The sequence below is a fragment of the Alicyclobacillus dauci genome, from assembly GCF_026651605.1.
Classification (GTDB): Bacteria; Bacillota; Bacilli; order Alicyclobacillales; family Alicyclobacillaceae; genus Alicyclobacillus; species Alicyclobacillus dauci.
Genome location: NZ_CP104064.1, coordinates 4,371,699 through 4,387,154, shown reverse-complemented (window position 1 = coordinate 4,387,154; position 15,456 = coordinate 4,371,699). Strand labels below are relative to the sequence as shown.

Here is a 15,456-nt window from a genome sequence, read left to right as displayed (position 1 = left end):
TTGTCATGATGTGTCGGGCGTGATCGGGAGATTCGGTATGTAAAGCGGAGTAGTCCGCCCGTCGCCGTACGCGGAGGAAGACACCATTTGGCAGGATGCGGGGCTTGTAAAGGTGGCGTCATGATCGAGACATCACATATGCGGTCCGTACTGTGTTCTGACCTTGATGCGCGGACCACCGTGGGAGGTGAATAAATTGCAAAATCGGGAGACGTAGCTTCTAAGTTGGGCATACACTTAGGCACCCACACGAGCGATGGTCTTAGAGGCCTTCCTCTTGTCGACCCCAACGCACCATCGACTCATCGGGAATCGAGGGGAGGGTCGTACAAGTTCAAATGCTCAATCGTCAACTCCCCCCTGCGTAAGCTTCCCTTGTAAACAAAAGGCGAATCATCACGATTACCCACTAGTTAGGTTTCTGTAATTTTAGAATATCTTCCTCCGGCAGGCCGGTTGCTTTAGCAATTTCTACTACGCTTAATCCCATGGTTAATAAGTTTCGGGCAACTTCCAAGCGGCCCTCTTCCCGCCCTTCTTCGCGAGCACCTTCGACCGCTGAAATTTCGTCCCGTAGTGCTCGTTGGCGTTCTTCGTACAGGCGACGTGCCTCCGCGTCTTGGCTAAGGAATTCCAACGTGGTGAGCGCCTTGCGGATGACTGGTTCCTCCATGGCCAATTCCTCCAATTTCTCATTGCTAAGTCCCGCAATAAATAGCATCCAGCGGACCAAGCGTCGTTGTGTACCATATGATTGTTCTTTTAATTTTCGCAGTTCGATGAAGTGAATCTCAATGTCATCTGTTAACATCAAGGACGTTGAATCCTCGCGCAAATGGAAGGTGGTATGATATTTCTCGGCATGAATGTAATCGAAGTCCAAAATGTTGATGGTGACCGTTTTGCTCAGCTTTCGATACGGATCACCTTCCTCCAGTTGACCACTGTACATCTTCGCCCAATAAAACAGTGTCCGTTTCTCTATGTCCTTACGATTCCACAATTGAATCTCGACGTTGATGTACTGTCCATCTGCACCACGAGCACGAATGTCTAGAATAGACTGTTTATCTCGAACAGCGCCCTTATCAATGTACGGGTTTAAGATGTCCACGGACAGGACTTGTGGTTCGCCTGCGGACTCAAAAACGGAGTTGACGAAATCAAGCAAAATATCTTGATTTTCCTCAGTTCCAAAAATGCGCTTGAACACGAAATCGATCTTGGGTTTTAGCAACTCCATCTGTAACACCGCCCAAATCGTTGTCCTTGACAAAATTATATCATGGTCACACTCACAATGACCAAAGCATATTGACCGTCACTCCGGTAAAATCGACATTCATCGTTGCCGAATGGATATGGCGTTTCTGCTGATTTTCATACTCCACCCTCCCTGGGAGGTTCACAAAGTCCCTGTGTCGAACTGGGCGTAAAACACATCGCGTATTGGTGCCGTCAGTTGGAAGAAGTCGCACAGGAAGCAGAGGCATCTGTTGTCCCTGCAGTGATCGGACTAAGCATAACCCTGGTTTCGGTTTCCAATTGGACAAACAGATTTCCAGAGGAGGCAGGGGTCCAATTGAAGGACGCCCCCACCACCTGTGAAGCATCCTTGAGGAGAATCGTTCAGAAAATGCGAAATTCACTTGTGGTGGAGCCGGATAGATGTCGATCCGTTATTCAATTTACCAATTGGATAGCAGGAAAGTGTGCTCATATGCTCGATCTCGATGAATGGACTCCGGTTTTGTCCGTTTGTATCTTGGACGGTGAACATCTCAGGCAGTTTAAGGAACGGATGTTGCGGGAGAATCCGAAATTCCTACAAAGTCCAGAACTATACCAACCCGCGGAATATGGTAAACTGTCGCTGCGCCTATACAACGAACACGGTAAGTACCTTGTCGATTGGTGGTGTACCCTGTGCCCTGCTCACGGAGAAGTTGCAGAAGCTGAGGCTTCAGTGGAGCCACCAATACCAAACCGTCTGCCATCCGTCCGCAGCCGTACGCTGCGCAACTTGGCCAACTATTTTGTTGCCCGCCAGCAATACGGAAAAGCGGTGAAATATGGGGAGTTGGCTATCCGGCTCAGCTACCATCCGCGTGGGGAGGACTACGAATGGCTGGCTGAAATATATCAGTCAAACGGAATGGCTCTTGAAGCGATAAAGGCGCGTGAGAGTGCGTTTTACGCCGGACCGTCATGGCAACGCTTTGAGGTCTGCTTGAAGGACGCGAGTGCGGAACCCATACGTCGTGAAAAAGTGCGACAGTGGACATTCACTATGCGCGAAGAGAGGCGGACGGGTCTGTTGTGGACTGATGTGATACATAAGCCATTCAGGGATTGCCTTTCACGTACCGTGGAATTCCATGTTCGTGAGCGGGAAAGTACGGTTGTCTTAACTATGGTAGTGGAGACGCCAGATCAAACCAAGCAGTGACGCAACGAGGGGAGCAGCATATGCCATCTGTACAAGGTCGAGCGACGACGACAAGCAAAAAGACGCCGAAAGTACCAATTAACCCGCGGCTATTCGAAGCTCTCGATGGAAATATGCCGACGGACAAGCCATTTCCATCTGTACGATTGTCTGATCTGCCGAGCGAATATGCAACGTTGGTTCATCGGAAAAGAGACCAAGTCCCCAAGGATTACCGAGACAACCAACATTGGTTGACGTGCCAGGAATGTGGTAAGAGAGGCAAGTATGATCTTGGGCTGATCGCCGTACATCCAGAGCAGTATCAAAAACGAAACGGACCATCATTTAATGCCGCAAATGAAGAGGCTTTAGACAATTGGGAGAGCAACGTCGTAGAACACATCCAGTGTACCGGGTATTTTCGGTGCAAGCACTGTAACGCTGCAGGAAATTGGGCCTTCCCCAAGGACTTCATGATGTTTTTGCTCGCTTCGATGCTTAGGACGAATTATGAGGAATCGTTTGAAGAATCGATTGTTCAACTTGGCCATTTCCAAACGTTTGACGGCTCAGAGCCGAAATGGGCAACAGACGCCGAGGAGCATTTGCTCGATCTGATTCACGAGACCCCCAATGACGCATTCCTCTGGAATCGCCTTGGCAATGTGTATAATCGGGGCGGTGTACCGGAATTGGCGGTCGTTGCATTTGAAGAGTCCCTTCGCTGTGACGCTGGGCAGGTAGAATCCCATGTATTATTGGCAAACATCCTGTATCATCTGGACGAGTTCGATGCTTGTATTCACCACTCCCATCTGGCCCTTGTTCATGCTCGATATTACAAGAAATTGAATGCCCAAGCCCTACACGATATGTTGTGCGTCTTGCTTCGCAACTTACTCGACGTAACCATGGTCACGGGCAATACAGATTTATTTTTACCGCCGATGGAGTTGGCCCAATCGGTCGCGGAAGAGCATGGTAAACACGCTTCTTCGTCAGAGCGAGTGCTGGACATTCGGTCGTTTGATTTTTATCTCGACGACATTCAAAGTTTTTCTGGGCTGGCGAACATTTATCTCGGCAAACAGGTGCGTTCACCAGGTGCTGGAACTTTCCGTCGACATCGCACCAAAAAGAAAAAGAGACGGTAAGAGCGTCTCGCCGTACCCTAATCAAGACTATCATGGAGGTGGAAAAGATGGCAGGACGAAGCACTCCAAAGGAGTGGTGGGAGGCAATTCCCGAACGAGATCGCGAACTGCTTCTTCACAATGCATGGTGTTCCCATTGTCGAGACGCGGTAGAAATTGTTAACTATAGAGTGTACTCGGCCGGACGAGACATTGTATTGCGGGGTCATTGCGCCGTTTGTGGCGGAAACGTCGCTCGAGTCGTGGAGGAGAGCTAACGTCCTCTACGACTCGTGCCGGTTCAGGCGTGATCGTGATGTACACCCCGAAAGGGTCTTTACGCCCGTGCCATAACGGTAAAAAATCTGAATCAAGTTAAAGAGAAACCCGCACAAGCGGGTTCTAAGATCCGTAAATGGAATATTGACTTTTCCCATTGCGTTTGGCATCGTATAACGCTCTGTCTGCGTGTCGGAACAAAGTCATGGCCGAATTCCCAGTAGTTGAGTCTGTAATACCAACTGAACAAGTTAGATGAACAGTCTGTCCTTCCGCTTCCCATGGTTCAGATAACACGCCCATTAATCGCTCCAGAAACGGAATGCATTCCGCTACAAAGAGACCTTCGAACAATAAAGAAAACTCATCGCCACCCATACGAGCAAAGGTGTCATTACTGCGAATTACTGAACTGATTCTGCTGGACAGCTCCGTCAATATCGCATCACCAGCGATGTGTCCAAGTGTATCATTCACTGCCTTAAAGCCATCACAGTCGAGAATCGCGAGGGAAAACCCCTCATGACTTCGTTCATGCCGAATAATTGCATTGTTCAAACGCTGTCTAAAGAAAGAACGGTTATATGCACCAGTTAGTGGGTCATGAAACGCTATAAACTCTAGTTCTTCCTCGTGGTGTTTTCGATCAGTAAAATCCCTAGCCACCAGTAATATGTGAGTACAACACCCCTTGTCTACTACAGGCGTCAAAACGACGTCGATGACAAATTTGCCAGTCGCATTGTCAAATTGTCGCTCAAACCTGTACTGCTTCCGTGTTTTGATAACATGGTGTGCAACCGATTGTAACCATTCATATCGCTCGGGGGCTACGACCTCTTTCATCAATTTTCCTACATCACTACTCGTGACCCCGGCCTTGGACGCGGCACCGTTTGCTGAAACGAGGCGGACCGTTTCATTACTCTCAACACTGTAAACAAGTACAATGTCAGATAATGCGTCAATGAAGGACTGAATATCAGTAAGATGAATTTGGTTTGGATTCATGAAGACCCTCTCTCGTTAATCTCGTATGGATGCTTTGTCGACACTTACAGGGAGCATTGTTAAAGTTCGCACCGTAAAATGGTGGCTACGTTTGAGAGGAATTCAGCGAATTTGTCTATAATCTATCGTGACCGGTAACCAGTACAACCTACATTTCGTGCATTTTGTGTTGCTTAATTTGCTGGTCAAAGACATACTGAACCACTTTTTCTTGGTCCATTTCGGATATACCCACAAATTCAACCACATAATTGGTTTTATGAGCTTTTTCACGAGACCCACTGATTCGTAAGATGACTCCTGGGGTCTGGATGACATGTTTATGACCGTGTAACTCTATTTCGGTTTCGATCTCTACTTTGTCATCTTTTTGGAATAAGTCGCTCTCATCCGTCTCGAGAACCATTCCGTTTCCTGAAACTTCCACACATTTCATTGCGCGGGAACTTTCCGGTGACCCTAATAAGTATGCAGATATATTCAAGTTCACAGGAATTCGGTAAAATTCACGAAGATTTTTTGATTCAATTTTCGTAGGGTATTTAATTGCTAAGTGGTCTGAATGAATCTGAGTCACCTCGCTAACGAAATAATATGGTAAGGATTCACCCTGAACGGAAAATGTTACAATAAGTCGCGTTCCAACAGGAATTGCTCGTCTGAAGGAAGATTTGTTCACGTCCGATGGAATATCGATTAGAATCGTTCCGTTTTCAATCGATTGTACCCTAGAGTCGTATCTTCCTTTGTCTTCCCCTTTTGAAACAAATAGAAAAATATATTGTCCCTCGTCCAACGGAGTCATGTTTTTCACCCTCTGTAATGGTTAAACCAAATATCGACATCAATCGACAGGATTATACACCACGCGAATGTGTTACGGGAACAATACTTTTACGTCGGTGATGATTCGTCTTTTCGTGATCTCACATCATGCATTACTAAACTCTTGAGAACACGGGTCAGGCGTCTGAGTCAGACGTCGGCCGTATAGTTTGAAAATGGTGTTCGTTCTGTATCCGTGTACGAGAAATTCTTGAGTCGAATTGTTGAAAATTGATGCAAAATGTAGACTTAAAGGGTAAGTTGTAAGATGGATGGACGAATTAAGCGATATTTCAAAGTAAGGTAATTGTTTTTGATGTATGCAATGATCCCCATCTATTGTCGCGAGCCACTCTCTCATCATGAATCGCAGTTAATTTTACGGAGGTTGCTCATGAAGTTTAGAAGTTTTCTACTTGCTAGTTCGTTTCCCGTTCTGTTTTCCGTCGCAGCACCCGTCGTGGTCCACGCGCAAACCTCGGAACCCACTTTGAAATCCGGTTCAACCGGTTCAGCCGTCATGACATTGCAAAGGGACTTGAATTCACTTGGTTTCTCTGCCGGATCGGTTGACGGTGGCTTTGGCCCAAAGACCCTGAGTGCCGTCAAGTCGTTTCAACGATCTCGTCATCTTCAGGTCGACGGTGTCGTAGGGCCTGCCACATGGAATGCGATTCTATCATCCCTGCACGGTAAGTCGTTTACGAATGTCGATCTCCGCGACGCAGCCCCCAACAATGTCAGTGCCAGTAGCATCGATGCATTTTTGAGCAAGAATGGCGCTCCCATGAAAGGGTTGGGGCGATCATTCGTCAATGCACAGAATACATACGGTGTAGACGCAAACTATCTCGTCTCGCATGCAATTTTAGAGAGTGCATGGGGAAAGAGTGCTATTGCACTGGCGAAAAACAATTTGTTTGGCTACGGGGCATATGATGCAAACCCGGGTAACGATGCTGGGATGTTCCCGAGCGACGACTATGCCATTCAGTTTCAAGCCTGGGAAGTCCGGAATAATTACTTGAATCCAGGAGCCAGTGAATACGTGTCTCCAACCTTGAATGGGATGAACGTTCACTACGCCACCGATCCGTACTGGGCAAACAGCATCGCATCCCTAATGAATCAGTTAGCAAGCTCGGTTGGGGGAAGTGTCAACGACTATCCTCAGTACCCAGCAGCCATCGTTCAGCAGCCGCAAAGTGCGACGGAACCGGTGTTCAACGTGAACGGTGCCGTGGGCACGACACAGGCAAACTCGTACTACGGCGGTGCACCATACTATCCGAGCATGGGGGATGGTATGGCTGATATGTTCTTCGGACCACTCCGCAACGGTAGTTCAGGTGAACCCGTAGCTGAAATTCAAAAGTACTTGAACAGTCACATTGGTGCTGGACTCAAAGTGGACGGACAGTTTGGTCCGGGCACAGCGGCTGCCGTGAAGAAGTTCGAAGCGAAGCAAGGGTTTGCACAAGACGGTGTGTGGAGTTACTCGATGTGGACGACGTACATTTACACGGGTCCGGCGCCAACATTGCCTGCGGGGCAGTCGGTGAATATCGATGAAATCGAACAAGGGATGGCCGGAGCATACGTCGTGCCTTGGTACCATATCGCAAATGTGGGTTGGGTCGACTCACAGTACGTGAAGTTCACAAATGTTTATCGCGTTACGGTTCCCAGTCAAACAAGCACGAACACATCCGTTCCTGTATACAGTTCGAGCGATGGCTCACAGCAAATTGCCACGTTGCACAACGGCGATTTCGTTGTGGCCCAAACCACGAGCCCAAACAACGGGATGTACGAGATTCAACTGTACGAACAGTCTTTCGACACGAATGATGCACAATCGCCTGGTACGAGTTTCACAGGATACGTGTCTGCACAGAATGCAAAGTTAACACCACAACATTGAGCTCAGGCGGACCAAATCGCGATCGCTGTGATGATTTCATTGTTAGCTGGAAATATAGGAGGCAGGGATTTGAACGCTAATGGTAAGTGGTTAGGGGTCGGGATCGCGCTAACTATGCTGATTACGACAGGATGCGCGTCTCAAGCTGCGAGTTCGTCACCCACGAGTGAGACAAACACGGCATCTGGAGCCCAGCAGAATGACACTGCGAATACCGATTCGTCGAATACAACGGGTAGTAACGACACACAAAACAATACGACTTCCATCGGCAATGAGTTGGGTGGGACAGGGAATGCACAACCATCTACGACAAACTATGTAAGCTATACAAATAGTAGGTATGGATTTTCACTCAGTGTTCCGTCGACGTTCGTTAAGGCGCCCGCATCCCAAAATGGAGACGGGCAGGATTGGTACAGTCCGGATAATGAGGTGAAGATTCAAGCATTTGGACAGTTCAATGTAAACAAGGACACAGTTGCCAGCGAGTTGGCCTCCCTCTCCTCCTCGATGCAACCGACGTACCATCAAAGTGGTGCAAATTGGGCTGTGGTGTCGGGATACAGCGGATCGAATATTGTTTATGACAAGGTATTTGTCGGGTCCACTAACCTTTATGAGCTACAGATTCAATATCCGAAGTCAGCACAGAGCACGTACGGAAGTATCGTCAGTACAATCGCGCAGTCGTTTCAGCCAGGATCGCTATCATAATCGGAGGAAACATGAAGAAGAAATATTTTGTACCACTAACGGCTACACTTGCTTTGGGTTGCATGGGGCTTCTTGGCGGGCTGCCTGTGGTTCATGCGGATGCGATCCCGCCCACCACGACACAGGACCTGACGAGCTTGGGGACTATCTCCACCTCTGTCACAGGCCTGTCCGATTTGACGTTTGCCAAAGCCGAACGCAAGTATCAGTTGCATCCAATAACGGACTTACTGGCTTGGACTGGATTTTGCCATCAGGGCGGCAGAGACATCACGGTTCAGTTCGCCGATCCAGTGGATGTACAACACATCCAGATCACGATGGAACAAGATCCAAGTCAGGGAATTTATTATCCAAACCATGTGCAATTTGAAGTCTATGAAAATGGACAGTGGATTTCACTAGAAACGCAAGACACCAGTATATCAACTAGTAACTCTTCGAAGACTACAGAAGTTTTTCAATTCGACAGCAGTACTGGCGTGGAAACATCGCAAATTCGCTTGAACTTCCCGGTGAATGTGTTTGTCTTTGCGCGGGGGTTGGACGTCACGGGAAGTACGACGGAAACGGGTACTGTCCCTACTTCACCTGTCGTTTCACCGGCCTCAAGTGGCAGCACATCCTTCGGTGCATTGGCGCCCAACTCTCCGAACGCCCATGGTATCAAGAATATGCTGATGGTTCCGACCGGGAGTTACGGACCACTTGGAACGTGGTTCACGGGCGACTTTGAACCGATGCTCGAATACATCAATTCCACGGGACAGGCCGTTGGTCCGTTGTTTGACACGATGCTGTTTGCTCCATTTGCCAATGTCCAGAACACAGTGGACAGTTGGAATGCGTACTTAGACGATCTGTTTGCAAATGGCCAGGAACTCAGCGCATTGAACGACGCTGTCGGAATGACCAACCAGTCACTGAATCGGCCAGGGTATCAAGAGAAAGTGATCCTGTCCATTCCCTACTTTCCATATGGGATGTGGAATTTCGGAATGGTGAACGGACAACCCTTGAACTTTATCGGTACACCAGCCGATCCAAATGCTGTGGAAGCGAGAAACACCGCCATGACTTGGTATGTGGACACTGTACTCAGCCGCTGGCAATCGGCTAATTACCAAAACCTGCAGTTGGTCGGTCTCTATTGGAACCACGAGCAGTATAGTTTCAACAAGCCGGGTGAACAACAAATGTTTCAAGACGCTGAGACATTGGCTCACAACCACGGATTACCGCTCCTTTGGATTCCCTATTACAGTGCACCCGGGGGCACACAATGGCAGTCACTCGGCTTAGATGCGGCGTGGATACAGCCAAATTACATTGAGCAAGGCGAGAACGCGGACGTCAATCGGATCCGCAACGCGGAGACACTTGCGAAGAGTCATGGAATGGGTGTCGAGATCGAGTTGACGGGATTGGATGCTCCCACGCGATCCCTATATCAAACGTTTCTCAATCAGTTGAGCACCGACGGATTCGATTCGGGCAACGTGTCCTACGCATTTTACGACGGTTCAAAGCTGTTGTTGGACGCCGAGCAGTCAGGCGATCCGTCCCAGCGGTCTATTTATGATGAGACGGCTGCGTTTATCATGCATTGATGTGTGAACCGGAACAGCGTCGGCGGCGCTTTAGGGTTACGTGAATAAATCAATAATCTCTATAAAGGCAGGTCTATAGTAAAGAATTTGTCCCCTACAGCATATGGTAGCTGTAGGGGTGATCTGTATGCGCCGTCAAATTACTCAGGTTCAAGTTTTCTACGATGATGCACGAAGCAAGGCAGAAGATAAAGCGAATGAGTTCCTTCGTACCATCGATAAAAGGAACCTTGTTCACGTACACCACGCCGTTCAGTTTGACGACATTCACAGGCCGCCCCTGATTTCCATCCTAGTTGTCTACAGAGAGACAATGAGGATATATGGGGTATGAAGTTGGTATTTTCACATTGCGGTGAGAGTACCCAAGTTAACCTGAGTAGGGGCCAACTCGTCAATGCGGCCAAAAGCAAGTTATTTCCATATAAAGAAATCGCTTTCATTCATGTGCTTCATCTTAAATCCCGTCGACGATTAACTCCTAACTTCTTAAATAACCTCGATAGATGGCTTTTCACTGTATTCTCGCTGATGAACAATTCTCGTGCGATCTCTCCATTGGTCCTTCCAGCGCGAACGAGATCAAGAATTTGACGTTCCCTTGTGGACAACACGCTGTGATCGACATCGTAATCACGGGGCGGGTTTGAAGATATCAATCGTTCTACTAGTTTTTTTGTGTGTGTAATATCGTTCAACAATTTATGTTGATCTTCCAAACACAACTTTGGCGTTTTTTCGCACAGATCCCGGTCGTTGACAAATTCGATTGATGAGTCATCAATGTAATACCCCAGATTAAGTAGAACTGATTATCGCATAAGGGACAAATAATCATATTAGGGAAAAAGGTCACTTTACTCGATATAATTTGTGGATTTTGCACTGTACCGAAACACTCAATTAATGCTAAGAACCGTTCTCGGTATCTATCTCCCAATCTTTCATAATTATTGTCACTTAGTACGTTGCCCTTTACTCTTACAAGTACCTCTCCGTTTTTGTCAACAACATATCCCGATTGGTTCCATCGGCAACAAAGCATGTCGAGGGCGTATCTGATGATCTCCATGATTTCGTCCATTACCGACACCACCCTTTCATCATCAACAAAGGAGTATAAGGCATTTGTACAACGATCAGTATGGCTAAAATGTGCAATTCAGATGCAATTTTGGTGTAATAGTTGGTCAAATGGTAGCCAAATGAATGAAAAAAGTATTACTCCTTGTCGAATGATGTCGTACACTGCCGAAAAAGCACCTATTTTGTAGGATATCATCGAATTAAAAATAATGTTAAACTCGTCTCGATTTGGTAACACCAATGTAAAAACACAAATCAACGAATGATTGATTGTCGCTACCCTGAGTGATTCAACTGGTTGGGTCAAAAAGACCACTTTCGACCGTTGATTCCCCTTACTGACCTTGAGCGAATTAAGTATGGTGTGGGCGCTGGAGTAGATAAGGAACAACACAACAAGTGTAGCGCATCCGAACGTAGGCCGTACGGATAAAACGCTTGAGGCACACAGGGGATGTTTTTGTGCTTAAGAAAATTGTGGCGAATACGAGAATACAGTACGTTATTAAAAACAAATTGGTTCAGCATTTCTATCAACCGCTTTTTGAGATGAAAAATCGCGGCATATTCGGGTATGAGGCGCTTACCCGTTGTAAATTCCTTCAGGATCCGGAGAAGCTGTTCAAGTTGGCATCACGGGCAAACAGCTTGTATCAGTTAGACACGGCATCGATTCAAACGGCTTTGTTGGCATTCGGTTCATCAGAACATGCAGAACACAGCTCGCGGCTGTTTTTAAATATCTTTCCCTCAACTCTATTAAATCCGTCATTTTTTTCCTTGGTAGACACCATGATGACCGTCAACAGCACACTACGAAACAGGATTGTCTTTGAAATTGTTGAGTCTGAACACATTCCTGATATGTCAGCTCTTAAAGAAGTAATTCATGTTCTACATGACTACGACCTTCGTATCGCAATTGACGACGTGGGCAAAGGTGCGTTTTCCTTGCAGAGGGTCTTGGAATTGGAACCTGATTTTATAAAGTTGGATCGCTATTTCTCAATAAATCTTTCCCGCTCAATGAATAAGCAGAAAATGGTCTCGCTATTCGTAGGATATTGCGACGGCGGCGATGCTCAGTTGGTCCTGGAAGGGATTGAAAGTGCCGAAGATTTCGAAACGGCTAAGAGCATCGGCGTACACCTAGGTCAAGGGTATTTCTTAGGTGGGGTTAATCCTCTGGAAAAGACCCCTGTGGCCTAGGCTAAAAGCATACGTCAACGTCGTACACGACTATGGATACAGAGACAGTAGATAATTAACTCGGGGGGGTTCGTCATGAGTCTATCAGTAGAGGTTGAAAACAACTCGGCAGAATCAATTGTCGTTAAAGTGGTGGGTGAAGTGGACTTTTCCACTGTCGATAAGGTTTTAGAGGTCATCGACGAGTATCGGCATACAGCAATATCGCTAGACTTTAGCGGGATTGGCTTTATTGATTCTACCGGGGTTGGTTTGATACTTCGTTCAGTTATGGAGCTGGCAGATACAGGGGCAAAGTAACGATCACTTCCGTTCCGCAGTATATACAAGAAGTTCTAGACGAAATGGGTGTCTCCGACATTTTGTACGAACTGAACGGGAGGTAGTTCATGAGAACCAATGAACTTCAACATCTCTTTGAAAAGTACTTGGAATCAACAGAAAGCACTGCGGATGAAGTTCAGGCGGCCGAAACCATTCAAAAAATACTACTAGATGATGATGTGCCGGTTTGTGATGAGTTGTCCTGCATCGGCATGTCGCTGCCAGCTTATCGACTGAGTGGGGATTACTACGACTTTATCTACGACGAAAAGAACGGTCGTTATTGGATATTCATCGGTGATGTCATGGGTAAGGGGATCCCTGCTTCTCTTTTAATGGTTATGGTGCGTTCTACGGTTCGTGTCCTGACAAGGTATAGCGAAACTCCAAGTTCACTTGTAGAGAACTTGAACAACATTTTGTTGAAAGATATGAGTCGACTACGAGCGTTTTCAACATTGTTTTGTGGACTGTTTGATGTTGACTCCGGCCAGTTTATGTATACCTCGGCAGGGCATCCCAGTCCGATTTTCATTAAAAAAAATGAGAATGTCGCTGTTAGACTTGAAACGAAAGGGACGGTTATTGGTCTACTACGGGATAGGAAGTATCGTGATTTTTCAGTCACATTTTGCCCCGGTGACTTACTTGTTTTATGTACCGATGGGATTCTTGAAGCAATGGATGTGGATAAAAACCAATATGGATATGAGAGGCTACAACATTCTATTGAGGAACATAGATCCTTCGATTTAGACGAATTAATACACCGCATCACGGACGATGTCCGACGTTTTTCGCAGGCAGTCCGACGCGATGATGTGACGATTGTGGCTGTTCGCCGCATGGAGGGAAGCGTGCCGGTATGTTAGGGGCCATCATCACTCGTGGGAAAACGATTCAAGAAGCTGTTCACCAAGCGGCTATACAACTGAATGTCCCCGATGATGCCATAGATTATGAGGTTATCTACAAGGGGAGCCGCACAAGACTTTGGCCACGTCCAGCTGTCATTCAGGCAAGTGTGAAGAAAAGTCTATCGGAAGAGGCCGGCCTGCCACAAACTGCTTCCGAGTCACAGTCAATTGCCTTCAAGCAGTCGGAAGAGGTCGCGAGCACGGAAACAGAGCTTCGCCAATCTACAACTGAGGCAGCGGTCTGGGTACGAGACGGACAGGTTCACTGTAAAAACGGTTCCTACAATTATGCCCTATTGACGCCGTCTGAGGATATGGTTTTACGCGTTAATGGGCATGTCGTAACGGGGACCTCAATCGTAACGGAAGCGGATCAGATAGAGGTTGAACTCCAAGATGAACATGTACCGTCGCAGGTTAACATCTCCATTTCCGAAGACAAAATGCAAGTGGTATTGGAGATCATTCCAGGGTATCGTCTCACAAGACGTCTCAGGGAGCAGCCGCCGAGCAGCCAAATATCCCTGGAAGTTACGGAATCAAAACACGTACAAAATGATGTAACCCAACTTCTCCTCTATGAAAAGCTGACAAAGTCAGGAGTAAAGTACGGTTTTGATCACGAGCAAATTAAGCTCGCTTGTGAAGCGCAGGAACCCTCGACCTATATCGTTGCAAGGGGTCTTGAACCGACTCCCGGTCAGGATGGTCTGTTTGAACTAGTTTCTAAAGAGAAGAACGATCAACGCGACCAATTCACTCTGTCAGACAAAATTGATTGGAAAGAGCGATTTAGCTTACCGAATGTTAAAGCGGGAGAAGTGGTTGGTCGCCCTATACCGGCCAAACCTGGTGTGAGTGGAAAAAACGTTTTGAATCAGGAAATTCCGGCTCCACCAGTCAGTGAACTAACTATCGTCACAGGAGAAGGTACCGTCTTATACGGTGACGACCAAAGTGTGGTTGCAACGATAGCAGGTCGGATCAAAATGCAGGAACGTTCTCGAAATACGCTCTGTTTCAGTATATTACCCCAATATGTACATAACGGAAGCGTCAATCCCGAAACGGGGAACATCCGTTTTCGTGGCGACGTTTATATTTTGGGGAACATTGACGAAGGCATGACAGTTGAATCTGGTGGGAATTTGCATGTGACAGGCATTGTTACGAATGCAACCATAATCACCAATGGAGATGCTGTAATAACCGGGCCTGTAATCGGATCGGAAATCATTTGTGGGCACACAGGTCTACTATGGCAACAGATACTCCCAAGTTTCAAATTGATTAACCAGAATTTAACCGAATTAATTGTCGCCGCGAGACAACTTGAAAGAAATCCAGCTTTTTCTAGAGGGGATCTGGCGGGTAAGGGATTGCAACCATTACTTAAATTACTGACGGAAATGAAGTTCAAAGGCTTGCCGGATCGTATCAAAGAAGTTCGTGACAAGGTGAAAGGGCAAAAAAATAGTTTTGGTCCGGACGTGCATAAAGTTGTGGACTTCTTAGAAGGAGCGTTTCTTTATTTTCACCCGTTGGCATCCAACATACAACAGCTTCAATCGTTTGCCGATTTTATGGATTCGGTCATCAGTTCCATTGAATACGACTCTACTAAGAAGATGAATATTCAAGTACAGAGCCTGACGAGCAGTTCAATCGAGTCTGCTTGGGACGTGATCGTAGAACGGTTCGCTTATGGTTCAAGAATTCACTGCAAAGGGGGACTGCACGTTGACGGAACTTTACGGGGCGGCAGTGTTCAGGCTGGACAATTTATTGAAGCGATTGAAATTGGATCACAGCGCGGAAGCAGAACGGACGTTCAAGTAGCTAGTAATAAAGGCTATGTTACAGCAGAGTTTGTCGGGACGGATACCACTATTAGCATATCAGGTACCGCGATGAAGCTTGTCAGTGAGGAAAAGGCCGTGAACGCTCGCCTCAGTGATCGTGGGGACTTGGTTCTAAGATAGAAAGAAGG

At 47.0% G+C, this 15,456-nt stretch carries 14 protein-coding genes; 9 read left to right on the top strand and 5 right to left on the bottom strand.

Going from position 1 to position 15,456, the window contains the following annotated elements; all coding sequences use genetic code 11:
- Positions 1-409: 409 nt before the first annotated feature.
- Positions 410-1,243 (bottom strand): Rpn family recombination-promoting nuclease/putative transposase, encoded by an 834-nt coding sequence (locus NZD86_RS21940; RefSeq protein ID WP_268047001.1) that lies wholly within the window; start codon positions 1,241-1,243, stop codon positions 410-412.
- A 105-nt stretch (positions 1,244-1,348) separates the two neighbouring features.
- Here NZD86_RS21940 and NZD86_RS21935 point away from each other — a divergent pair, with 105 nt between their 5' ends.
- Both NZD86_RS21935 and NZD86_RS21930 read left to right on the top strand, forming a co-directional pair.
- Positions 1,349-2,449, top strand: a complete 1,101-nt coding sequence (locus tag NZD86_RS21935) for a tetratricopeptide repeat protein (protein ID WP_268044189.1) — start codon at positions 1,349-1,351, stop codon at positions 2,447-2,449.
- Between the two features lie 20 nt (positions 2,450-2,469).
- On the top strand, positions 2,470-3,585 hold the full coding sequence (locus NZD86_RS21930) for a hypothetical protein (RefSeq protein ID WP_268044188.1): 1,116 nt from the start codon (positions 2,470-2,472) through the stop codon (positions 3,583-3,585).
- A gap of 381 nt (positions 3,586-3,966) precedes the next feature.
- On the opposite strand, the gene NZD86_RS21925 is transcribed toward NZD86_RS21930, so the two are convergent.
- Both NZD86_RS21925 and NZD86_RS21920 read right to left on the bottom strand, forming a co-directional pair.
- The gene (locus NZD86_RS21925; RefSeq protein WP_268044187.1) at positions 3,967-4,854 is read right to left on the bottom strand and encodes a diguanylate cyclase domain-containing protein; all 888 of its coding nucleotides are present in this window, start codon (positions 4,852-4,854) and stop codon (positions 3,967-3,969) included.
- A 148-nt stretch (positions 4,855-5,002) separates the two neighbouring features.
- Positions 5,003-5,659, bottom strand: coding sequence for a flagellar brake protein (locus NZD86_RS21920; RefSeq protein ID WP_268047000.1), 657 nt, complete (start codon positions 5,657-5,659; stop codon positions 5,003-5,005).
- 414 nt (positions 5,660-6,073) lie between these two features.
- Here NZD86_RS21920 and NZD86_RS21915 point away from each other — a divergent pair, with 414 nt between their 5' ends.
- The 3 genes from NZD86_RS21915 (at position 6,074) to NZD86_RS21905 (ending at position 9,930) form a co-directional block, all read left to right on the top strand.
- The gene (locus NZD86_RS21915) at positions 6,074-7,603 is read left to right on the top strand and encodes a peptidoglycan-binding protein (RefSeq protein ID WP_268044186.1); all 1,530 of its coding nucleotides are present in this window, start codon (positions 6,074-6,076) and stop codon (positions 7,601-7,603) included.
- A gap of 69 nt (positions 7,604-7,672) precedes the next feature.
- Positions 7,673-8,320, top strand: a complete 648-nt coding sequence (locus NZD86_RS21910) for a hypothetical protein (RefSeq protein WP_268044185.1) — start codon at positions 7,673-7,675, stop codon at positions 8,318-8,320.
- Between the two features lie 11 nt (positions 8,321-8,331).
- Entirely contained in the window at positions 8,332-9,930 is a 1,599-nt protein-coding gene (locus NZD86_RS21905; RefSeq protein ID WP_268044183.1) for a DUF4855 domain-containing protein, read from the top strand.
- Between the two features lie 94 nt (positions 9,931-10,024).
- Here the strand turns inward: NZD86_RS21905 and NZD86_RS21900 are convergent, their stop codons facing one another.
- Both NZD86_RS21900 and NZD86_RS21895 read right to left on the bottom strand, forming a co-directional pair.
- Positions 10,025-10,201, bottom strand: a complete 177-nt coding sequence (locus NZD86_RS21900; protein ID WP_268044182.1) for a hypothetical protein — start codon at positions 10,199-10,201, stop codon at positions 10,025-10,027.
- A 181-nt stretch (positions 10,202-10,382) separates the two neighbouring features.
- Positions 10,383-10,544 (bottom strand): response regulator transcription factor, encoded by a 162-nt coding sequence (locus NZD86_RS21895; RefSeq protein ID WP_268046999.1) that lies wholly within the window; start codon positions 10,542-10,544, stop codon positions 10,383-10,385.
- Positions 10,545-11,478: 934 nt separating this feature from the next.
- On the opposite strand from NZD86_RS21895, the gene NZD86_RS21890 reads away from it, so the two are divergent.
- The 4 genes from NZD86_RS21890 (at position 11,479) to NZD86_RS21875 (ending at position 15,448) form a co-directional block, all read left to right on the top strand.
- Positions 11,479-12,225, top strand: a complete 747-nt coding sequence (locus NZD86_RS21890) for an EAL domain-containing protein (RefSeq protein WP_268044181.1) — start codon at positions 11,479-11,481, stop codon at positions 12,223-12,225.
- A gap of 75 nt (positions 12,226-12,300) precedes the next feature.
- A complete protein-coding gene (locus NZD86_RS21885) occupies positions 12,301-12,525 on the top strand; it encodes an STAS domain-containing protein (RefSeq protein ID WP_268044180.1) in 225 nt (74 codons plus the stop codon).
- Between the two features lie 89 nt (positions 12,526-12,614).
- Positions 12,615-13,421, top strand: a complete 807-nt coding sequence (locus NZD86_RS21880; RefSeq protein ID WP_268044179.1) for a PP2C family protein-serine/threonine phosphatase — start codon at positions 12,615-12,617, stop codon at positions 13,419-13,421.
- Positions 13,415-15,448 (top strand): FapA family protein, encoded by a 2,034-nt coding sequence (locus NZD86_RS21875; protein WP_268044178.1) that lies wholly within the window; start codon positions 13,415-13,417, stop codon positions 15,446-15,448. Before NZD86_RS21880 ends, NZD86_RS21875 begins: the two co-directional genes overlap by 7 nt.
- The last annotated feature ends 8 nt before the right edge of the window (positions 15,449-15,456 follow it).